Here is a 20,533-nt window from a genome sequence, read left to right as displayed (position 1 = left end):
CCCTCTCTTTTCATAAAGTTTTCGGGGAGTGGTCATCATGGCGAAATTTGCGGTCGGTGGTTCGTTTTACACGCAGCTCTGCCGGGCGTGCGGAGAATTGGCCCGTTATGATTTTGTACAGCTCGGCAGTGCGGGCAGTTCGGTCGGGGGCAGGGAAATCCCGTACATCAAACTGGGCGGGGACGATTTTGTGTTGTTTTTGGCCGGTACCCACCCGCTTGAGTATATCACTGTTGCGGTTTTGGCCGGTTGGCTGCAAAAACTCTGCAAAGCCATCGAGACCGGTCGGCAGTTCTGCGGCTTCGATGTGCGGTCGGCCTTCCGCAAAAAAGGGATTGTCGTCGTACCCTGTCATAATCCCGACGGCACCGAGATCGCCTTCGGAAACGGGGTTTTATCGCCGCTCGACCGTTCGGCGCTGGCCGAAATCTGCGGCGGCGATCCATCGATTTTCAACTGCAATCTCAACGGGGTGGACCTCAACCACAATTTCGACGCCGGTTGGTCCGAACTGCGAAAACTCGAAAAGGAATCCGGCATCGATGGGCCGTCCCCCCGCCGGTTCGGCGGTCCGTTCCCCGAGAGCGAACCCGAGACCCGTGCGATCGTCAACCTCTGTTATGAATTCAATCCCCGTCAAGCTATCGCGTTGCATAGTCAGGGCGAGGAGATCTATTGGCGCTACGGCGACATTCTCCCCAAGCACTCCGAAATCATGGCGCACATCTTAGCCATCTCCTGCAATTATACGCTGGGTGAACCGGAGGGCATCGCCTCCCACGGCGGCTTCAAAGACTGGTTCATCCGTGAATTCGACCGCCCGGCGTTCACCTTCGAAATCGGCAAGGGCAAAAACCCGCTGCCGATCACCGATACCCCGGCTTTGTTAAAACGCCTCTCCGACACCCTTTTAATCGCGGCATTAATGTAACGGAATCAATATTTCCTCAAGCGGTACGGTCTTCACCGTGCCGTCTTCTTTTTGCATCATCAGCGGCGAAGTCGTATCATTCGCGTTGATATACAACAAACCGTCCAAATCATTGATAAAATTGCCGACCCTCTGATATTTTTCACTAACCGTATTTCCGTCTTTGTCGACCAGCCAAAATCCCTTTTCCCCATCTTTCACCGGCGCTTCGGCATCCTCACCGCAGCACTGTGCAATTCCGATATAGCCGGTTTCGGTGACGATATAGGTGATTCCGTTATACTTTTCATTTAAAATATTCCCACCGATATCGGCAAGCTGTGCAGTATGGCATTCTTCCCCCTGCATATTTCCGGCATAAAGTACAACCCTGTCCTCAAACGGCACTCCAATATAACAATATTTCTGTTCAAAGACCGTGTTACCGTTTTCATCAAGCAGCCCATAGTTCACATCTCCGCCATACCACGAATTATAATAAATCGTCAGCTGATATTTGCCGAAAAACGTTTGAATAACCCCGGTCTCTTTTTTGCTGACAACCGTTCCGGTCCGGTCTAAATTGTAAAGAGAACCCTCTTTGGTTGCGGTTGCGCCTTCACCGAAAAGAATCAGCGAATCATAACTCTCCCCGATCGGATTGAAATTTTCATCGAGCAGCCAATGTTCCTCGGTGCCGTCCAGATATTCTTTGTGGGCGGCATAAGGTGCGGCGGGTTGATTGTCATAGCTTGAGGCCTCATAGCAGGCCTCGGTTCCGTCCTCATAAACCGTATAACAGCTTAAATCGTGATATCTTGCAACCTCAACACCATCCGGCCCGACGACGATATAGACGTCACCGTAAAGCCGTTGAAAGTCGTCTCTGCGTAAAATAAAATACCCGTTTTCAGTCACACTGATGCCCTTATAGTTCACATCAAAAATCAGCCTGCCGTCTTTATCGGCAAGTCCCACATGTGTAATCCCGTAGCTGAACCCGGGTGTGACGCAGACCAGCTGATAATTATCGGTATAGGGCAGGGCGACTGTGTAGGCGTTTTCGGGCATTTCTCCGTCCGCCATCAGATAAGTCGGTTTGTGCGGCAGCGTCCCGTTTTTATAATAACACCGGATGACCTCATCTCCAGCCGTGTGCACCTGTTCGGGTGTTTCGAGCGGCAGTCCGGTTGCCTGTAACGCGTTCACGAAATATACATACCACTGGCCGCCGCCTTGGAACTCGGGCGGCAGCTCTTTGACCGAAGTAATCATCCTCGTATCTCCGCTTACATCAAGCACAAATGCCCATTCAAACCCCGTCGAGACGGAACGCTTCCCGGTTTTCTCATTGTCGTATGACTCTTCAAAATTAATTATAACGGTCAGGGCGTCTCCGTTTTGTTCACGGGATGTCTCGGTAGCCACAAGTTTATAATTCGGACGGCTCTGAGCTTCTACGCGCGAAAACGCAATCCGATACCGGATATACTCAAACATCACCGCGTTTTCCGCAGTGTCGGTGCAGATGTCGGAAAAATCGACCGGTTCCAAAGTCGTGATCGCTTCGGCATATAGTTTGAGAAAACGGAGTATCTCCGGTTCGCCGCCCGTGATCCTTACGCTTCTGTTTGCCGACTCAAACAAGGGGTTTTCCGTCAAATCAAGCGGGTCGGAGACAATCGAAGCAGATTCTGGCGCAATACTCCCGGTTTGCTGCGATTCGAACGCTTTTTGTCCGCACCCAAACAACCCGAAAATCAACAGGACTGCAAGCCAAAATGCCGCCGCGCCGAAAAAGGCGTGGCCTTTCGCACGCTGCACTATATTCCGTTTCCGACGAATCATCATTATGCCCCCATCTTAATAACCATTTCGCTCAGCACTTCCGAAAGCGGCACGGTTTTCATCACCCCGTCTTCGCTTTGAAAAATCAGCGGCGAGATGGTGTCCGCTGCATTGACATATAACTCCCCGTTTTCATCAACGGCATTGCCAATCTGCAGATATTTTTCGCTGATCTGTCTGCCTTCTCTGTCGATCAGCCAGCACCCCGCCACCCGGCAGTTGATCTCAACGTCGGATTTCCACCCAAAACTCTGTGCGATTCCGATACATCCGGTTTCCGTCACCAAATAGGCAACAGAATTATAATTTCGGTCAAAAACATTTCCGTCAATATAGCCCAGCAGCGCAGCCCGCCCGGTAACACTCTGATAATCCCCGGTGAAAAGTAAAACCAGATTTTCAACCGGCATCTCAATGTGGCTGTAATTCTGCTCATAAATCACATTGCCGTTTTCATCCAGCAGCCCGTAACGAACATCGCCGTCTTTCCAAGAGTTATAGGACATCTGAACCCGATATTTTCCGAAAAACGTCTCGGTCACCGTCGGCTCTTTTTTGCTTATCACATTTCCTTTCTTGTCAAGCTGATAAAGGGTACCGTCTCTTGTCGCAGACGCACCGGTTTCGGTCAGAATCAGCGAATCATAACTTTCACCCACGGGCTGAAAATTTTCATCCAGCAACCAATACTTTATTTCATCCCCGCGCCCCGCCGAAGCGGCATACGGAGCAGAGGGCTGATAGGGATATTCGCAAGCTTTATAAAAAACTTCATCCCCGGTTAACTCCTTCGAATAACAATACAAATCCGTATAACTTGCAATTTCATAACCATCTGAACCCGTAATGATATAAGACCCGCCGTAATGCAGGACAAAATACCCGTTCTTGGTCACACCGATACCCGTAAACAGCAAATCAAAAACCATTTTCTTTTTTCTGTTCGCCAATCCCACAACCGTGTCTGCATCGAATTCCGAAGTGGTATAAATTAAATCATATTCGTTGGTATAAGGCAGATCCTTTTTTCGGCAGTCTTTTATCGAATAAGCATCCTCTGCCATTAAATAGACCGGCAGCGCCCTTCCGCTCTCATAAACATACCGGATCATCTCATCTCCCGCGGTATGGACTTGCTTTGCCGTACCCAGCGGTAAACCGGTTCTCTCCAGCGCTTTTTGTACCGCTTTCAGTCGCTGTCCGTCTTCATAATAAGCAGAAGTGATTGTCACCGAGGTTATCACCGCACCATTCTCGCCTTTTTTAATCACAAACGCCCAAATATCCTCCAGCGAATCGGATAACGAGGCATGCATCCCGTCGTATACCACGCCTGCCGAGACTTGAATCGTCGTATATTTTCCTTTTTCCCTGCGCGACAGCTCGGTAACCGTCATCTTATAATTTTCCCAGTGTTTGGACTGCGTGCGAAAAAGAGCCACCCGGTATCGGACAAACTCCGTAATCACCGCATTTTCAACCGTGTCGGCGCAGATGTCGGAATAATCGTACATCTGCAGCGTCGTCATCGAGTCGGCATACCGTGCAAAAAATTGACCGATCACCGGCTCTCCACCCGTCATCTGAACACTTCCGCCTGTTTCTTTCGAAACCGGACTCTCAGCCAGATCAAGCACTTCGTCCGAGACAGCCGATGTGGTATTCGAAACCGAAACCGTACTCATACTTTGCTCCGGCACCGCTGCCGGTGTGCAGCCATAGAGACCCGATAAGACCACCACGAACGCCAATAACCACGCACCCGTTCTGAATACCCGGATTTTATCCGCCGAAACCATCACCCATCCCCCATTCATTCCCTTACAAATAGTATGCACTTTCACCCTAAATTTGTCAACCCCGAAAGGTTTACGGTTTGTCTTTGCAAAATCCGATTTATACGGTATAATAGAATTATTATATCTTGGGAGTGAACGGATTGCAGGAACTGATCAACGGACTTTTTTCGTCGTTTACCCAGCTGACGGGCGGAGAATGGCTCAAAATGATCGCCATGTGGCTGATCGGCGGCGCGCTGATTTATCTGGCGATAAAAAAAGATATGGAACCGGCACTGCTGCTGCCGATCGGATTCGGGGCGATTTTGGTCAATCTGCCGCTTTCGGGCGTCATCAACCAACTCGACGGCGCCGGAAACGAGGTCGCGGGTGCCATTCAAAAACTGTTTGAGATCGGCATCGAAGCCGGAGAACTTATGCCGCTGCTGCTGTTCATCGGCATCGGCGCGATGATCGATTTCGGCCCGCTGCTTTCAAATCCGAAACTGCTGTTATTCGGCGGCGCGGCCCAGTTCGGCATCTTCGCCACATTGGCGGTCGCCTCGATCTTCTTCCCGCTCAAAGATGCCGCCGCCATCGGCGTCATCGGCGCGGCGGACGGCCCTACGTCAATCTATGTCGCGCAGTATTTTAAATCGCAGTTCACCGGCCCGATCATGGTCGCGGCCTATTCGTATATGGCGCTGGTACCGATCATCCAGCCGCCGATCATCAAACTTTGCACCACCCGTAAAGAGCGCCTGATCCGCATGCCCTACGAGAAAAAATCGGTCTCCAAGACCGTTCGCATCCTGTTCCCGATCGCGGTGACCATCGTCGCGGGCATCATCGCGCCGGCCTCGGTGGCGCTGGTCGGCTTTTTGATGTTCGGCAACCTGATCCGTGAATGCGGCGTGCTGGGCTCGCTGTCCGAGACCGCTCAAAAAGAATTCGCCAATATCATCACGCTGCTGCTCGGCATCACCATCGCCTTCAAAATGCAGGCGGAGGCCTTCCTCAACTGGCAGACCCTGCTCATCATGGGATTGGGTCTCGTCGCCTTTATCTTTGATACCGCCGCCGGCGTGTTCTTCGCCAAATTCTTAAACCTGTTTACGAAAAACAAAGTCAACCCGATGATCGGTGCGGCCGGCATTTCGGCTTTCCCGATGTCCTCGCGCGTCGTCCACAAGATGGGCCTCAAAGAAGACCCGCAGAACTTTTTGCTGATGCACGCTGCGGGCGCGAACGTCTCCGGCCAGATCGCCTCGGTCATCGCGGGCGGCCTGATCATCAAGCTGGTCAGCGCCTTGGGCGTCGGTTAAGGAAAGAGGGGTACCGCATATGCAAAACCTTGATATCGCTTTAAAAATCATGGGGCTCGGGATGCTCGGAATCTTTGTGATCGTCGGCGTCATCATCTTTTTGACTTGGCTGCTGAAAAAACTCTTCCCGGCCAAAGAACAATAAAGGATTTACCCGTTTTTGAAAGGATCGTTTAAAATGCCAAAAGAGACCGTAGACACCGCCGTCATCGTCCGCCATTACGAGGAAGCCCCGGGTTGTCCGCACTGCAGTTTCGAGCAGGAAGCCGACGCCTACGAAATTGACCGGCTGCTTGACGGCAATATGATGATCGAAGATATTCGCATGGAAACCGACGCGCGCGGTTTCTGCGCCGAACATTATAAAAAACTCATCAATGCCCGCAGCCGCTTTTCGGTCGCGGTGATGCTCGAGAGCCATCTTCGCGAACTCCAAAACGTCTATCTCGAAAAAAACAACCCCAAAAAGGGCAAGGGGTCACTCGGTGTCAAGCTGAACGAACTCGACCGCGACTGCTATATCTGCCGCCGCATGTCGGGGCATATGGAGATGTTCGAAGCCGGTGTCGCGGTGCTGTGGAAACGGCGCGAGGACTTCCGCGAGCTGTTTGAGAAAAAGGGTAACTTGTGTATACACCACTATGCCCGACAGCTGGCCGCCTGCGAAAAGGAGCTGGACAATAACACCTACCGCGAGATGAGCGAAGTGATGTTTCAAAACGTCCGCAAGACCCTCGACGCGCTGGCCGACGAGACCAAGTTCTACGTCAGCCGTTTCGATTACCGCATCACCGGGGCGGATAAGAATTTCGGGACTTGCGCCGATGTGTTGGAACGCGTCGACGGATTTTTGCACGGCGGACCCCTGCAATGCAAACTCCCCAAAAAATGACATCCTACGACAGGGCGATTCGACATTTTTCGATGCATAAATGTCACCGATAAATGAATATTAAAAACTTTCCACATCCCCGTGTGGAAAATTTTTTTGGCTTTTTTATGCGGTTTTCGGGATTCTTTGATCATTGCGGGATATTCGATTCATGAATATTCGCTTATATAAGCGGCGCATAATAAAGCCATTTTTTTCACTTTTTCCGTTTTGTATTATTCATCGGTTTACATAATTATTTTTCCGGTTTACATAATTATTTTACAATCTCAAAAAACCGCATCTTTCCGTCCTTCCGAGGGCAATTTTCAAAACATTCAAAAAGTTTTCCACATTTATTATGTAAACCCTTTGAAATATTTCATACGGAAAGTATTATTCGCTTTACAGCACATTTGTGTCCCCGCCGGCGTCCTTTTACACAGCTTTTGAAATTTTCCAAAGCGCCGAAGCCGTCCGTTCCACCTGTTCACAGTCGTTGAAAATCCCGAAGCTGATCCGCACGGCGCCATCCGGCAGGGTCCCGAGCACTTCATGCGCACTCGGCGCGCAGTGCAGCCCCGCCCGCACGGCAATCCCCTCATTTTCGAGTTCCGAGGCCGTCCGCTCACAGCACATCCCATCGAAATTAAACAAGTAGATTCCCGAGGCCTTGGTCGGCTCATAAATCCGAAGCCCCGAAAGCCCCTCCGTCCGCTCGACAAGCACTTCACGCAGCTGCCGCTCGTGTTCTCCTATGTTTCCGGCGCCCAGTTCGTTGACAAACCGCAGTCCTTCGCCGAGTCCGATAATAGCGTTCACCGCCTGTGTGCCGCTTTCCAGCGCCTCGGGCAGATTCAGCGGTTGTTTTTTCAACATCGAATCGCTGCCGGTGCCGCCCTCAATCAATGTGCGCAGCGGCGCATGGTCCCTTATCAAAAGCACCCCGCTTCCGGATGGGCCGAAAAGCCCCTTGTGCCCCGGCATACACAGCAGATCGATTCCGTCGGCGGCCATATCGATCACAGCGCTTCCGGCGGCCTGTGCGGCGTCGACAATAAACAGCATGCCGAATTTGGCGGCCAGCCGTCCCAGTTCCGCAACCGGCATCACCTGACCGTCGACGTTCGAGGTATGTACGCACAGCAGGGCGGCGGTATTCTGGTTGATTTTCCGTGCAAAATACGCCGCCGTGTTCACGACGTCCCGCCCGATTTCGGCCACGCTGTAGGTAATCAGACCCTCTGCCGCCATCGCCTCGAGCGGGCGCATCACCGAATTGTGTTCCCGGTCTGATACCACAATGTGCGCCCCTTTGGGCAAAAAGCATTTTAAAGCCAGGTTGAGCGCATGGGTACAGTTCTGGGTGAACACCACCCGTTCGGGCGACCCGGAATGAAAGGTCTTGGCGAAATTTTCCCGTACCCGAAAAATCCTCTCTGCGGTATCCAGCGACATCTGATAACCGCCTCTGCCGGGATTTGCGCCGTATTGTAAAAACGCCTCCCGCACCGCATTGACCACACAGTAGGGCTTGGGAAAAGACGTAGCCGCATTGTCAAGATAGATCATATCGTAAATTTCTCCCCTTCTTTCGTTTTGGCATTAAATAAACCGTTGTTTTGTCAATCGCACGGCTGTCCGCCTCCCTCCGGGGGCAGATAACTCCCTTTCACCTGTATGCCCTCGGTTTCGAGCAGCGCACGGGCGGTCTGTTCATCGCTGTAGACCCGCAGACCGTATCCACACCCGCAGCCGGTGACGCTGGCGGGCAATTTTTCACATTGTGATTTAATGTTATATCGTAAAAGAATCTCCTTGGCTCTGAACGCATACGTCACAGACGACAGGATGATTCCGCTTGCCTGTTTTCTCATATTTCTGTCCATTCTTTCGAAGAGAAGAAACCTTCCCCCGAACCGGTTTGCCACAGTATATGACACATTCGGCTCAAGAGTACTTGTGCATTTGCGGTATTTGTGTTACAATAACGAGACACTTTTTCGGAGGTTTTGTTTTGCAGTATTGGGAAGTACTCATCCTTGCCGTCGGCCTTGCGATGGACGCGTTCGCGGTATCGATTTTGAATGGATTGACCGCCAAGCCGTCGGTCAAACAGAATTTTGCGATGGCGGGTTCGTTCGGCGTCGCCCAGATGGTTTTTCCGCTGATCGGTCTGCTGCTCGGATCGGCGTTTTATAATCTCATCAACAACATCGATCATTGGATCGCGCTGGGGCTTCTGGCCGCACTCGGTGCCAAAATGCTGATCGATGCCAAGAAAAATCCGGACACCTGCGAAGTCCGGCTGACGGCGAAAATGATTTTGATCCAAGCGGTGGCGACGGCGATTGACGCATTGGTCGTGGGCGTCGGGCTTGCGGCGATGACAGATAATATCCCGCTGACCGTGCTGACCATCGGAGCCGTGACGTTTTTGCTGTCGCTGGCGGGCGCATTCGGCGGAAAATTAGTGGGCATACGCCTCTGCCGGGGCGCACGGGTACTCGGCGGCCTGATTTTAATCGGCATCGGCGTCAAAATTTTTGTGGAACACGTTTTCTGCGGGTGAGAACCCGCGGCGGCGAAACGCCGCTCTTATACGCGAAATAGAATCTGTTGTACGTAAACCCGATAACGCGCGCTGCCATGCCCTGTGTTTCTCTGTAGGGCGCGGCATCCCTGACGCGCCGTAATCTTCGCAGGGGCTTCGCCTAGTAGCCATGCCATCATCCCCGATGTTTCTCCGTAGGGGCGGATATTATCCGCCCGTAATCTAATTATATGGGATATCGGCTGTCCTAATCGACAACCCGACGATAGAACATGTCATCCTGAGCGGAGCGCTTTGCCGAAGAACGTTTGCGAATGTTCTTTGAAGTCTGAAGGATCTCGAACCGATAATGCCATTAAATCTATCTACTGTAAAAAACAACCGTGTTCAGAACGGGTTTTCTATTTATTACAAAAGAAATTTCACAATTTGTAAAAATGCTTGAATTTATGACAACACTATGGTAGAATACTTTTATAAGGAGGGGTTGTTCATGAAAGAAAGAAATCGTTCCGGACTTGTTTTCGGTCTTGTCACGGCACTTTTGGCCGCAATCGGCATCATTGCGCTGATGGCAAAAGTGATCCGGGATTTCTCGGCAAAGCTCAACACCACCGAAGGCGATTCCTACATCCCGGACTGGAGTGACGAGGATTCGTTCGACATCGACCTGAACGAGGACCTGTCTTCTCCCGACTCCGACAACTGAAAATAAAACCCAAAAACCCTCGGCAGCATGACCTGTCGGGGGCTTTTCTTTGTTGTCCGCAACGGTCGGTTGTCCATAACGAAACTGTAAGGGCGAACTTCGTTCGCCCGCTTATATTCCCCTCTTCATGGCGTCGTTATACCGCCCTGTGGGCGGCTTTGACACCTTAGGGGTTGGCGCAGCGCGCCGGGGGTTCGTCGTAGGGAGCGACGCCCTCGTCGCTCCGCCGCATCTCAGTGAACTTTTTTCGTTGTAGGGCGCGGCATCCCTGACGCGCCGTAATCTTTTTCCGAATTTCATCATTGTCAGACGTGACAACCCCGTTCCTGCCGTGCGGATTCCCCCGTGGCGCGGATAACATGTCGTTTTTCGGTGGGGTGATCATAATCCGTGCGGCGCGTCAGAGATGCCGCGCCCTACAGATTTATCGATTTTTTCCTCACATCGCCAGCAACGTGTTGAAAACCTTTATTCCCCTCTGCATGGCATCGCTATGCCGCCCTGTGGACGGCTTTGACGCCTTAGAGGTTGGACGCGAAGCGGGCGGGGTGGTTAAACATAAAAAAGCGCCGATCATTCGGCGCTTTTTTTCGGCGGGATTACTAATCCCGCCCTACATTCATTTTTAATTCAAAACTTAACCTGCTCCCTTACATACCCCGCCAACTCCGCAATCGGGATGCGCTTCTGCACCATCGTGTCGCGGTCGCGCACGGTCACGCAGCCGTCGGTCTCGCTCTCGAAGTCGTAGGTCACGCAGACCGGGGTGCCGATCTCGTCCTGACGGCGGTAGCGCTTGCCGATGGAACCGGCGTCGTCGTAGTCACAGTTGAATTCTTCGCGCAATTCAGCAAAGATCTTTCCGGCAGGTTCGGCCAGTTTCTTGGAAAGCGGCAGAATCGCGGCTTTAAACGGCGCAAGTGCGGGTGCAAGCCGCATAACCACGCGGGTTTCGCCCTTTTCGTCCACTTCTTCGTCATAGGCATCGCACACCACCGCAAGGAAGGTGCGCTCGACGCCCAGCGACGGCTCGATAACATAGGGTACGAGCTTTTCGTTGGTCTCGGTATCGAAATATTCCAGCGTCTTCCCACTGTGTTCGGAATGGCGCGAAAGGTCGTAGTCGGTACGGTCGGCGATGCCCCACAGCTCGCCCCAGCCAAACGGGTATAAAAACTCGATGTCGGTGGTCGCCTTGGAATAGAAGCAAAGTTCCTTCGGGTCGTGGTCGCGCAGCTTTAAACTGTCGGCCTTCAGACCGATGGCCAGCAGCCAGTCGCGGCAGAACGCCCGCCAATAATCGAACCACTCCAAATCGGTACCCGGCTTGCAAAAGAATTCGAGTTCCATCTGCTCAAACTCACGCACGCGGAAGATGAAGTTACCCGGCGTGATCTCGTTTCGGAACGATTTTCCGATCTGCCCAACGCCGAACGGCAGCTTTTTGCGGCAGGTGCGGGCGATGTTGGCAAAGTTGACGAAAATGCCCTGCGCGGTCTCGGGGCGCAGGTAAATCTCGCTCTTGCTGTCCTCGGTGACGCCCTGAAAGGTCTTGAACATCAAGTTGAACTTACGGATATCGGTAAAATCACACGCGCCGCATTCGGGGCAGGGGATTTTTTGCTCACGGATATACGCCATGATCTGCGCGTCGTCCCATCCCGCGGGATTGACGCCGGTGTCCTCGATCAGCTTATCGGCGCGGTGGCGGGTCTTGCAGGCCTTGCAGTCGATCAGCGGATCGGAGAATCCGCCGACATGTCCGGTGGCGACCCAAACCTGCGGATTCATCAAAATGGCGCTGTCCAGACCGACGTTATATTCGCTGCGGCTGACGAATTTCTTCCACCAGGCGTTTTTGATGTTGTTTTTCAACTCGACGCCCAAGGGGCCGTAGTCCCAGGTATTCGACAGTCCGCCGTAAATCTCCGAGCCCGCGTAGACAAATCCGCGTCCTTTGCATAGGGCGACGATTTTGTCCATGGTTTTTTCCGTGTTGTTCATATTTCTAATCTTTCCTTTCAGTTATATCACGTAGATATAGAATCTTGTACCCGCGTCATTTTGCGTGAACAAACAGGTATTCGTCACTCCGGCACTCGAAATCAATTCGCCGAAATTATCTTTTGAAATCGAAAAATCCACCGCAACCGCAAATCCCGCGCCGTTCTGCGCCGTTGAAAGCGTTCCCGACATCCAGTCGGCCAGTTCACTGCGGTTCGAAAACCGCGTGATAACGCCCTGTGTGACAGCCGTGCTGTCTGATGCGTCCTCCTCATAAATCGGCGATTTAAAAACATGGTTGGCGCTCATTTCGGTACGGGTCAGGTTAAAATACATCATCGTGTTCGCTTCGGGAAGCGCGGTAAGGGTTTCGGGATTTTCCGGTCTGATCAACACGATATGATCATCGCCGTAATACCGGTTCTCGGCATCGTCTACGGTCGCGTCGCAGTAAAATATCTGCCCATCTATTTTAACGCCGTTCCATGCATGGGAAGTCCCTTCCAGATATCCGCTCTCCGTCCAGGCCTCGATCCCGCCGTAGTTGCACAGCAGGGCAAATGCTTTGGCATATCCGTCACAGACGGCCTTTCCGTTGATCAGGCACCCATAAGACGTGTGCGTGTTAAGGTCGATGTTAAAAAGTTCGGCCTGACTGCTGTCATATTGCGCCGAAAAGATCACGGTCTCATAGAAAAACTTCTCTCTCTGAAGCGGATCAGCGATTGAAGCGGCCTCGGCCAGAACGGCATTGACCTTGTCATACAGTGCCTGTCGCCGGACGGTCGCTTTTTCGGGATCATTTTCGATATAGTTGAGCTTGCACGAAACGCTTATGACGTCGCCGTTCTTGGCTTGTTCGCGTTGAATGCTGTAGGTCAGCGAGGGCTCGAAAAACTGCGGATAATCATCGGTTACTGCGTCATAGACCGCGGTAATCTCCTCGTCGGTCAGATCACCGGGAATCGCAAGCGTCTCTGCGGCATGATCTCTGATCGCAAGCACCATAGCCTTATACATCAGACATTGGCTCTCACTTGAAAGCGCTTCATACTTGCGCTGAGGCAAGACAACGTCAAATGTCGTGACGATGTTCTCGTCGACATAGGGCAGGGAAAGGTCTGTGATCTCCTGAGGAACCGACACGCCGCAGCCGCCGAGTATCAGAACCGCAAGAAGGACTGCAAATAACCCCTTATTCCCGGGTTTCCTCGTTTTCTTCATTCGCCTCACTTCTCTCCTTGTTGTCGACCGTGTTTTCTTGGGATGTATTTTCCTCATCCGTCGTTTCCGGTTCTTCGGCTTCTTCCTTGGGCGCGGAAGTAATCGTAACGACCTTACAGCCGTCGTCGACCCGCATCACCGTGACGCCGCCGCCGTAACGGCTTTGTTCGCTGATCTGATTGGCCGAAGTGCGCAGAATAATGCCGCTGTCGGTTATCATAATTACGTCGTCCTCGTCGGTCACCATTTTAATGCCGGCCACGAGTCCTCTTTTTTCAATTTGCTTATAGTTGGTCACGCCCTTGCCGCCGCGGTGAATCAGGCGGTATTCATCCGGATCGGTTCTGCGCCCAAAGCCCTTTTCAGAGACGGTCAGCAACGTTGCGCCTTCACGGATTTTTTCAAGTCCGATAATCTCATCGTCCTCATCCAGCGTCATCGCTTTGACACCGCGGGCATTTCTGCCCATCGCACGCACATCAGTCTCTTTGAAGCGGATCGCCATGCCTTTGCGGGTCGCGAGGATGAATTCATCGTTTCCACTGCTCACCGAGGCCCAGGCCAACTCGTCGCCCTCATCAATGGAGAGCGCAATAATGCCGCTTCGCCGGACATTGGCGAATTCAGTCAGCGCGGTACGTTTGATAATGCCCTTACGTGTGACAAAGACAAAGTGAAGCCCCTCTTCCAGTTCGGGCATCATCATCATGGCGGCCACTTTTTCCTCATCCTGCAGCTGCAAGAGGTTAATCGCATTCATCCCCTTGGAATTGCGCGAGGTCTCGGGAATCTCATAGCATTTCAGCTTGAAAATGCGGCCGCTGTCGGTGACAAACGCCAGCCTATCGTGGCTCGAGGCCACAAACAACTCGTTTGCATAGTCCTCCTCACGCCGCGTCATGCCCGATACGCCGCGTCCGCCGCGGTTCTGGCTGCGGTAGGTGTCGACCGGCAGCCGCTTGACATAACCGAACATCGTACGGGTGACGATACAGTCCTCGACCGGAATCAACGCCTCTACGTCGACCTCACCGGAGACGTTCTCAATAGCGGTTCGGCGCTCATCGCCGTATTTGGCTTTAATGGCGCCCAGTTCTTCCTTGACAATGGCCGTCACGCGGTCGCGGTTGGCCAGAATATCTTTATAATCGGCGATTTTAGCTTCCAATTCCGCCGTCTCCGCTTCAATCTTGCTCCGTTCAAGTCCGGTCAGCTGTCCCAGGCGCATTGCCACAATGGCATCTGCCTGAGCATCATCAAAGTTAAACCGCTCCATCAGCCGCTGTTTACCCTCTGCGACGTTCGGAGAGCTCTTTAAAATGGCGATGACCTCATCGATGTTGCCGAGTGCGGTCAGCAGTGCTTCGAGGATATGAATACGCTCTTCGGCTTTGCGCAGGTCATACCGCGTGCGGCGAGTGATGATCTCAATCTGGAAATCGAGGTAATTTTGCAGCATCTCTTTCAACGTCAGAATCCGCGGAACGCCGTTGACAAGCGCCAGCATAATCACGCCGACCGTGTCTTGCAGCTGGCTGTAGGAATACAATCTGTTCAGCACGATCTCGGGCGAGGCGTCACGTTTGACGTCGATGATAATCTTCATGCCCTTTTTGTCCGAGGCGTCGACAAGACCCGAAAGCCCTTCGATGCGCTTTGATTTGTGCAGTTCGGCGATGCTCTCGACCAGGCGGCTCTTGTTGACCATATAGGGAATTTCGCTGATGATGATCTGGCTCTTGTTGCCCTTTTCGACGATCTCGGCCTTGCCGCGCAGGGTGATTTTACCGCGTCCGGTCGCATAGGCCTCTCGAATGCCCGAACGACCCATGATAATACCGCCGGTCGGGAAATCCGGACCCTTGATATACTGCATCAGATCGCCCATCTCGGCCTCGGGATTGTCGATCAGATAATCGATGGCGTCAATGACCTCTATGAGGTTGTGCGGCGGAATATTAGTTGCCATACCGACCGCGATGCCGACTGAGCCGTTGACCAGCAGATTCGGGAACCTGGAGGGCAGGCAGGAGGGTTCGTCCTTGGAGCCGTCGAAGTTCGGCACGAAATCAACGGTCTCTTTCTCGATGTTTTCAAGCATCTGGTTCGACAGCTTGGCCATTCTGGCTTCCGTGTAACGCATCGCCGCAGGCGGGTCTCCGTCGACCGAGCCGAAGTTGCCGTGTCCGTCGATCAGAGGGTAGCGCAGCGAAAAGTCCTGCGCCATTCGCACCAGCGTGTCGTAAATCGCGGCGTCGCCGTGCGGATGGTAATATTTCATGACTTCGCCGACCGTCGCGACCGACTTGGAATAGGGATGGTCAGAGGTCAGATGGGTATCGTACATCGCATAAAGCACGCGTCTGTGCACCGGTTTCAGACCGTCGCGCACATCCGGGAGCGCACGCGCCACAATGACCGACATCGAATAGTCCAAAAAGGACTGTTTCATCTCGGATTGGAGTTCGACCGGTATTGTTTTCGCCGCAGGCATAATTTCACCGTTGGCGGTAATAATCTCATCCTGCTCGTTCAGGGGCTTGTTTTCGTTATTTTCATCCATTGCCATTTACGCTCCTTTCCCTAAATATCCAAATTCTTGACATACTTGGCATTTTTCTCGATAAATTGCCGTCTGGGTTCGACTTTTTCGCCCATCAGCATCGAAAACACCTGATCGGCGGAAACCGCATCGGCGAGTTCGACTTTCAAAATCGTGCGAGTGGCGGGATCCATGGTCGTCTCCCAAAGCTGGTGCGCGTCCATCTCACCGAGGCCTTTGTAACGCTGGACGTCCATTTTACCGCTTTTGACTTCCTGCTCGAATTCTCTCATAATGCGGTCGCGTTCCTCATCGGAGAAGGCGTATTTGATCCGCTTGCCTTTTTGGACCCGGAACAACGGCGGCTGCGCAATATAAATATGCCCCGCGTCAATCAACGGTCTCATATAGCGGAAGAAAAAAGTCAGCAGCAGCGTGCGGATATGACTGCCGTCAACGTCGGCATCGGCCATCAGAATGACCCTGCCGTAACGGAGTTTCTGCAAATCGAAATCGGAACCGACCCCGGTGCCGAGTGCCGTGACCACCGGCATCAGCTTTTCGTTGCCGTATACCCGGTCGATGCGGGCTTTTTCGACGTTCAGCATTTTGCCCCACAGCGGCAGAATCGCCTGCGTATAGGCATCGCGTCCCTGTTTGGCAGAACCGCCGGCCGAATCGCCCTCGACGATAAAAATCTCAGTGTTCTCGTTGTCGCGGTTGATACAGTCGGTCAGCTTGCCGGGCAAAGCGGCGCCGTCCAGCGCAGTCTTGCGCCGTTCGGCCTCACGCGCTTTTCGCGCGGCTTCTCTGGCGCGGGCCGCCATCAGGGATTTGTTGAATACCGCTTTGGCCACCGCCGGATTTTCCTCAAAGTAGGTCGTCAGTTTTGAATATGTCAGGTTGCTGACCAGCGGCGTAATCTCGGTGTTGCCGAGTTTTTGTTTGGTCTGACCCTCAAATTGGGCCTCCTTGACCTTGACGCTGACGACCGCCGTAATACCCTCGCGCACATCCTCGCCCGACAGGTTTTTATCGGAGTCTTTCAACAGCCCGTATTTGCGTCCGTAATCATTAAAAGCGCGGGTCAGCGCAAGTTTGAAACCATTTTCATGCGTGCCGCCTTCAGGTGTGTGAATGTTGTTCGCAAAGGATAATATCGTCTCGTTATAACTCTCCGTATATTGTAGCGCGATCTCAGCCTGATTCCCGTTCTCCTCACAGCAGAAATAGACCACGTCGGGGTGGGTGATTTCGGAATTTTTTAAACTGTTCAGATGCTCGACAAAGCTTTTGATACCGCCCTCGTAGTGCAGCGTATCCGTGCGGATATTGTCGGGATCGCGCTCATCGGTAAAGACGATACGCACACCGGCGTTCAAAAAGGCCTGTTCGCGGAAGCGATTCAGTAAAATTTCATAATCATATTCAATCGTTTCGAAAATCTGCCCGTCCGCTTTGAAAATCTGTTTGGTGCCGGTGCAGTCGCTGGTTCCAATCTCTTTCAGTGTTTCCATCGGCTTTCCGCGCTCGAAGCGTTGGAAATACTTTTTGCCGTCGACGCAGACCTCGAGCTCAAACCATTCGGAGAGGGCGTTGACCACCGAGGCGCCGACGCCGTGCAGACCGCCGGAGAAGCCGTATCCGCCGCCACCGAATTTACCGCCGGCATGCAGCACCGTAAAGACGACGGTCGCCGCCGAAATACCCAGTTTCGGCTGAATACCGACCGGGATGCCGCGTCCGTTATCGACGACACTGATAATGTTACCCGGCAGGATTTTAACGTCGATCTGGGTGCAGAATCCGCCCAGAACCTCGTCGATCGAATTGTCGACGATCTCATAAACCAAATGGTGCAAGCCACGGGGGCCCGTCGACCCGATGTACATACCCGGGCGTTTCCGGACGGCCTCAAGCCCCTCCAGAACTTCTATTTGTTCCGCGCCGTATTTTTCATTGTGCTTTTCGTTGTGCAGTTCATCCATACGTTTTTAACTTCTCCCAAACAAATTCAATATCCGAAAACGGTCTCGCCGCGTTTATAGATCGTAGCCGATGAGATGGGTGAGACGAACAACTGTACGTCGGTTCCGCTCTCGTCGTCGGCCAGAATCACCGACCGCGGCAAGTCGGGGCTGATGGTCAGCACCCGCCCGCTTTTTTGCATTTTTTCAAGGAATAATTTCGTTCCTTTTCCATACGACGCCGTGTCTATGTCGAAGACCCCGATGATCCGGCTGGTTTTGACGTTGACGTCGTTTCCGATGTGCATGAACATTTCTTAACTCCTTTGGCCGCTCTCTTGCGAACAGATCCTTCCTTCACCGTAAAAACCGCTCCTTTCGGCAGCCGCCTCGAAAGTGAAGCGCAGTCGCATCCGGTGATAAAGAGCTGATTCTCACCGAGGTTTGACAAAATATAGTTTTGACGGTTTTTGTCCAGCTCCGACATCACGTCGTCGAGCAAAAACACCGGTTTCTGTCCGATGGCCCGTTCTAAAATCCGTCCCTCGGCCAGTTTCAGGCATAACGCCGCGCTCTTTGACTGCCCCTGCGAAGCAAACTGCCGGGCTTTTTGTCCGTTAATCGTAAGCTCCATATCCTCCCGATGCGGACCTGCGCCGGTAAATCCGTTTCGAATGTCGTCGTCAACGCTCCGACAGAGCGTTTCATACAGCGCCGCGCCATAATTCTCGCCGCTTTCGACCGAACTTTTATAGACGATGTCGAGTTCCTCCCCGCCCGAGATGCTGCGGTAAATCTGAGGCGCTTCTTCCGAGAGCCGGGCGGTGTAGCGGCTCCGTGCGGTATAGACCCTTGCGCCGATCTGTGCAAGGCGTTTGGTATAGGCCTCAAGCGTGTCGGCCAATTCGGAACTGTATCCGGCCTGCAGCCGCTTGAGCAAAAAATTGCGCTGATACAACACTCCGTCATATTCCCTCAACACGGCGGCAAACGCCGGTTTGGTTGAGATAACGGCACTATCCAAAAACGCCCGCCTTGCCTCGGGCGCCTCCCGGATCAGTTCTATATGAACCGGCGAAAAGACTACCGCCGCGAATTTTTCACCCAAATTCGAGATTTTATCGACGTGAATCCCGTTCAGAAAAGCACTGCGCCGTGAAGTCAGCGTCAACGAAAATAAATTAGTCCGTTCACCGGAAAAAATATCGGCTTCGAGCACCGCGTGTTTTTTGCCGAAGGCCACGGTCTCGATCTCTTTGGCCTGTCGAAAACTGCGCTGTCCGCACAGTAGCCAGATACCCTCTAAAATGTTGGTCTTGCCCTGGCCGTTTGCGCCGACAATCAGATTCGTCCCCGGATGGGGAAAAACTTCGGTGTTTTCAAGGTTTCGAAAGTCTGTGAATGCGATCCGCTCAATCCGCACCGCCGACCACCTCGATAGAATCGCCGCCGAAAACGACGGTATCGCCGGGACGGATCTTTTTGCCCTTGATCAGGCAAACTTCCCCATTCACCGTAACTTTCCCGCTCTCGACCGCGTTTTTGGCTTCTCCGCCGGTGGGACAGACGCCGTCAAATTTCAGCAAATCGCAAAGCCGGATGAAATCACCTCGGATTTTTACCTGTTCAGTCCTCATTTTTAGTTCTCACGGGCATCACAAGGAAAGTAAAACTGTCGTCCGCGGGCGGAACCACTTTGATGGCCGCAAAAGTCGTTGTCATCCGCAAAACCACCTCATCACATTCGGCAGCCCTCAGCGCGTCGAGAATATAACTGTTATTGATTCCGACCTCAATGTCATTGCCGGTGATCTCACAGGGAATCCGATCCTGCGCCTTACCGGCCATCGTCACGCACCCAAGTGCTGTGATGTTATCGGCGAACCGAACGACGATGGAATTCTTCGCCCTTTTTGTCGCTTGTGTCTCGACGAGCAGTGAGACTTTTTCAACGCTGTCAATCAGCGCGCGGGTATTGATTTTGACCGCGGTGTTGTAAGTGGTCGGAATGATCGATTTATAATTGATAAATTCACCCTGCGTGATCAGGCGGGTATAGATCTTGCAGCCGTTGATAATAAACGAGGCATGTGTTTTACCAATTGAAAGAGAAACCACATCATTATCACCGAGCAGCCGTAAAATTTCGTTTAACGTCTTACCCGGAATGATGAATTTTCCGTTTTTATCATATCCGATGTTCTCCTTACTGACCGCCATACGGAAACCGTCCAGCGCTACCAGCGTCAAAATCCCGTTTTCAATCTCAAATAAAACACCCTGCTGAACGGGTCTGGCCTCGGTCTGGGAAACCGCATACACGGTTTGACGAATCAGACGGCGCAACACCGACTGCGGCAGCTCAAACGCAAATTCATCAGAGAAAATCGGAAGTTCGGGATACCCATCGGAAGGGAGTCCGAACAGATCAAACTTAGTAAATCCGCTCTCTATTAAAATCATATTGTCTTCGCCGACTGAGATTGTAATCTCTTCTCCGCTCGAACGGCGGACAATCTCCAAAAACGGCGGCGGAATAATTACACTGCCTTCTTCGACAATATCTCCCTCGACGTCACAGACAATTCCGATTGAAAGGTCATATCCTGTCAGCGTGACGGTGCCTTTTTTACCGCAGACCAGCACACCGGTCGTCTCTTTGATCGGCGACTGTGCCGGAACGGCTCTTGAGACCTTAGACAAGGCTTCCAACAATACTTCCTTGCTGCAGATAATTTTCATTTTTATGACCGCCCTTCCGCAGTTAATTTAAAAAATTTATCTTTCAAACGTGCCATCTT

At 52.5% G+C, this 20,533-nt stretch carries 19 protein-coding genes; 7 read left to right on the top strand and 12 right to left on the bottom strand.

The genetic code is table 11. The annotated features are described in order from the left end of the window. Positions 1–37: 37 nt before the first annotated feature. Complete coding sequence (locus PK629_04860; protein HOP10801.1) at positions 38–931, top strand: M14 family zinc carboxypeptidase; 894 nt, start codon at positions 38–40, stop codon at positions 929–931. Here PK629_04860 and PK629_04855 read toward each other — a convergent pair. Beyond that, positions 923–2,734, bottom strand: coding sequence for a hypothetical protein (locus tag PK629_04855; GenBank protein ID HOP10800.1), 1,812 nt, complete (start codon positions 2,732–2,734; stop codon positions 923–925). The genes PK629_04860 and PK629_04855 overlap by 9 nt on opposite strands. Positions 2,735–2,760: 26 nt before the next feature. Beyond that, positions 2,761–4,557: a hypothetical protein gene (locus tag PK629_04850; protein ID HOP10799.1), complete on the bottom strand. Its 1,797-nt coding sequence runs from the start codon at positions 4,555–4,557 to the stop codon at positions 2,761–2,763. Between the two features lie 206 nt (positions 4,558–4,763). On the opposite strand from PK629_04850, the gene PK629_04845 reads away from it, so the two are divergent. From PK629_04845 to PK629_04835, 3 genes are read left to right on the top strand one after another with little or no spacing between them, the layout of a single operon-like run. Beyond that, entirely contained in the window at positions 4,764–5,861 is a 1,098-nt protein-coding gene (locus PK629_04845) for a sodium ion-translocating decarboxylase subunit beta (protein ID HOP10798.1), read from the top strand. A 19-nt stretch (positions 5,862–5,880) separates the two neighbouring features. Next, positions 5,881–6,006 carry an OadG-related small transporter subunit gene (locus tag PK629_04840; protein HOP10797.1) on the top strand — a complete coding sequence of 42 codons (126 nt, stop codon included), beginning with the start codon at positions 5,881–5,883 and terminating at the stop codon, positions 6,004–6,006. Between the two features lie 33 nt (positions 6,007–6,039). Then, positions 6,040–6,753, top strand: coding sequence for a DUF6062 family protein (locus PK629_04835; GenBank protein ID HOP10796.1), 714 nt, complete (start codon positions 6,040–6,042; stop codon positions 6,751–6,753). Between the two features lie 417 nt (positions 6,754–7,170). Here the strand turns inward: PK629_04835 and PK629_04830 are convergent, their stop codons facing one another. Together PK629_04830 and PK629_04825 are read right to left on the bottom strand one after the other, a co-directional pair. Beyond that, positions 7,171–8,304, bottom strand: coding sequence for an aminotransferase class V-fold PLP-dependent enzyme (locus PK629_04830; GenBank protein ID HOP10795.1), 1,134 nt, complete (start codon positions 8,302–8,304; stop codon positions 7,171–7,173). 53 nt (positions 8,305–8,357) lie between these two features. Further along, positions 8,358–8,609 carry a DUF3343 domain-containing protein gene (locus PK629_04825; GenBank protein ID HOP10794.1) on the bottom strand — a complete coding sequence of 84 codons (252 nt, stop codon included), beginning with the start codon at positions 8,607–8,609 and terminating at the stop codon, positions 8,358–8,360. A 140-nt stretch (positions 8,610–8,749) separates the two neighbouring features. Between PK629_04825 and PK629_04820 the strand changes: the two genes are divergently transcribed. From PK629_04820 to PK629_04810, 3 genes are all read left to right on the top strand, one after another. Continuing rightward, entirely contained in the window at positions 8,750–9,304 is a 555-nt protein-coding gene (locus PK629_04820; protein ID HOP10793.1) for a manganese efflux pump, read from the top strand. Between the two features lie 475 nt (positions 9,305–9,779). Next, complete coding sequence (locus tag PK629_04815; protein HOP10792.1) at positions 9,780–9,995, top strand: hypothetical protein; 216 nt, start codon at positions 9,780–9,782, stop codon at positions 9,993–9,995. Positions 9,996–10,354: 359 nt separating this feature from the next. Next, the gene (locus tag PK629_04810; protein HOP10791.1) at positions 10,355–10,624 is read left to right on the top strand and encodes a hypothetical protein; all 270 of its coding nucleotides are present in this window, start codon (positions 10,355–10,357) and stop codon (positions 10,622–10,624) included. Between the two features lies 1 nt (position 10,625). Here PK629_04810 and PK629_04805 read toward each other — a convergent pair whose 3' ends face one another. The 8 genes from PK629_04805 to dnaN all read right to left on the bottom strand — a co-directional run bounded on the left by PK629_04805 (position 10,626) and on the right by dnaN (position 20,474). Then, the gene (locus tag PK629_04805) at positions 10,626–11,999 is read right to left on the bottom strand and encodes a glycine--tRNA ligase (protein HOP10790.1); all 1,374 of its coding nucleotides are present in this window, start codon (positions 11,997–11,999) and stop codon (positions 10,626–10,628) included. Between the two features lie 21 nt (positions 12,000–12,020). Then, positions 12,021–13,223, bottom strand: coding sequence for a transglutaminase domain-containing protein (locus PK629_04800; protein HOP10789.1), 1,203 nt, complete (start codon positions 13,221–13,223; stop codon positions 12,021–12,023). Next, on the bottom strand, positions 13,195–15,717 hold the full coding sequence (gene gyrA / locus PK629_04795) for a DNA gyrase subunit A (GenBank protein HOP10788.1): 2,523 nt from the start codon (positions 15,715–15,717) through the stop codon (positions 13,195–13,197). Before gyrA ends, PK629_04800 begins: the two co-directional genes overlap by 29 nt. A gap of 89 nt (positions 15,718–15,806) precedes the next feature. Next, on the bottom strand, positions 15,807–17,753 hold the full coding sequence (gene gyrB, locus PK629_04790; GenBank protein ID HOP10787.1) for a DNA topoisomerase (ATP-hydrolyzing) subunit B: 1,947 nt from the start codon (positions 17,751–17,753) through the stop codon (positions 15,807–15,809). A 26-nt stretch (positions 17,754–17,779) separates the two neighbouring features. Then, positions 17,780–18,040, bottom strand: coding sequence for a DUF370 domain-containing protein (locus tag PK629_04785; GenBank protein HOP10786.1), 261 nt, complete (start codon positions 18,038–18,040; stop codon positions 17,780–17,782). Further along, positions 17,980–19,155 (bottom strand): DNA replication/repair protein RecF, encoded by a 1,176-nt coding sequence (locus PK629_04780; GenBank protein ID HOP10785.1) that lies wholly within the window; start codon positions 19,153–19,155, stop codon positions 17,980–17,982. The genes PK629_04785 and PK629_04780 overlap by 61 nt, the downstream gene beginning before the upstream one ends. Continuing rightward, on the bottom strand, positions 19,145–19,369 hold the full coding sequence (locus PK629_04775; GenBank protein ID HOP10784.1) for an RNA-binding S4 domain-containing protein: 225 nt from the start codon (positions 19,367–19,369) through the stop codon (positions 19,145–19,147). The genes PK629_04780 and PK629_04775 overlap by 11 nt, the downstream gene beginning before the upstream one ends. Further along, positions 19,359–20,474 (bottom strand): DNA polymerase III subunit beta, encoded by a 1,116-nt coding sequence (gene dnaN, locus PK629_04770; protein HOP10783.1) that lies wholly within the window; start codon positions 20,472–20,474, stop codon positions 19,359–19,361. The genes PK629_04775 and dnaN overlap by 11 nt, the downstream gene beginning before the upstream one ends. Positions 20,475–20,533 lie beyond the last annotated feature (59 nt).

The sequence above is a fragment of the Oscillospiraceae bacterium genome (assembly GCA_035380125.1).
Lineage (GTDB): Bacteria > Bacillota > Clostridia > Oscillospirales > JAKOTC01 > DAOPZJ01.
This window is presented reverse-complemented; position numbering and strand designations above follow the sequence as displayed.

Coding starts and splice junctions, on each gene's coding strand:
- PK629_04860 (HOP10801.1), top strand. CDS start 38: ATGGCGAAATTTGCGGTCGGTGGTTCGTTTTACACGCAGCTCTGCCGG.
- PK629_04850 (HOP10799.1), bottom strand. CDS start 4,557: ATGGTTTCGGCGGATAAAATCCGGGTATTCAGAACGGGTGCGTGGTTA.
- PK629_04845 (HOP10798.1), top strand. CDS start 4,764: ATGATCGCCATGTGGCTGATCGGCGGCGCGCTGATTTATCTGGCGATA.
- PK629_04840 (HOP10797.1), top strand. CDS start 5,881: ATGCAAAACCTTGATATCGCTTTAAAAATCATGGGGCTCGGGATGCTC.
- PK629_04835 (HOP10796.1), top strand. CDS start 6,040: ATGCCAAAAGAGACCGTAGACACCGCCGTCATCGTCCGCCATTACGAG.
- PK629_04830 (HOP10795.1), bottom strand. CDS start 8,304: ATGATCTATCTTGACAATGCGGCTACGTCTTTTCCCAAGCCCTACTGT.
- PK629_04825 (HOP10794.1), bottom strand. CDS start 8,609: ATGAGAAAACAGGCAAGCGGAATCATCCTGTCGTCTGTGACGTATGCG.
- PK629_04815 (HOP10792.1), top strand. CDS start 9,780: ATGAAAGAAAGAAATCGTTCCGGACTTGTTTTCGGTCTTGTCACGGCA.
- PK629_04810 (HOP10791.1), top strand. CDS start 10,355: ATGTCGTTTTTCGGTGGGGTGATCATAATCCGTGCGGCGCGTCAGAGA.
- PK629_04805 (HOP10790.1), bottom strand. CDS start 11,999: ATGAACAACACGGAAAAAACCATGGACAAAATCGTCGCCCTATGCAAA.
- PK629_04800 (HOP10789.1), bottom strand. CDS start 13,223: ATGAAGAAAACGAGGAAACCCGGGAATAAGGGGTTATTTGCAGTCCTT.
- gyrA (HOP10788.1), bottom strand. CDS start 15,717: ATGCCTGCGGCGAAAACAATACCGGTCGAACTCCAATCCGAGATGAAA.
- gyrB (HOP10787.1), bottom strand. CDS start 17,753: ATGGATGAACTGCACAACGAAAAGCACAATGAAAAATACGGCGCGGAA.
- PK629_04785 (HOP10786.1), bottom strand. CDS start 18,040: ATGCACATCGGAAACGACGTCAACGTCAAAACCAGCCGGATCATCGGG.
- PK629_04775 (HOP10784.1), bottom strand. CDS start 19,369: ATGAGGACTGAACAGGTAAAAATCCGAGGTGATTTCATCCGGCTTTGC.
- dnaN (HOP10783.1), bottom strand. CDS start 20,474: ATGAAAATTATCTGCAGCAAGGAAGTATTGTTGGAAGCCTTGTCTAAG.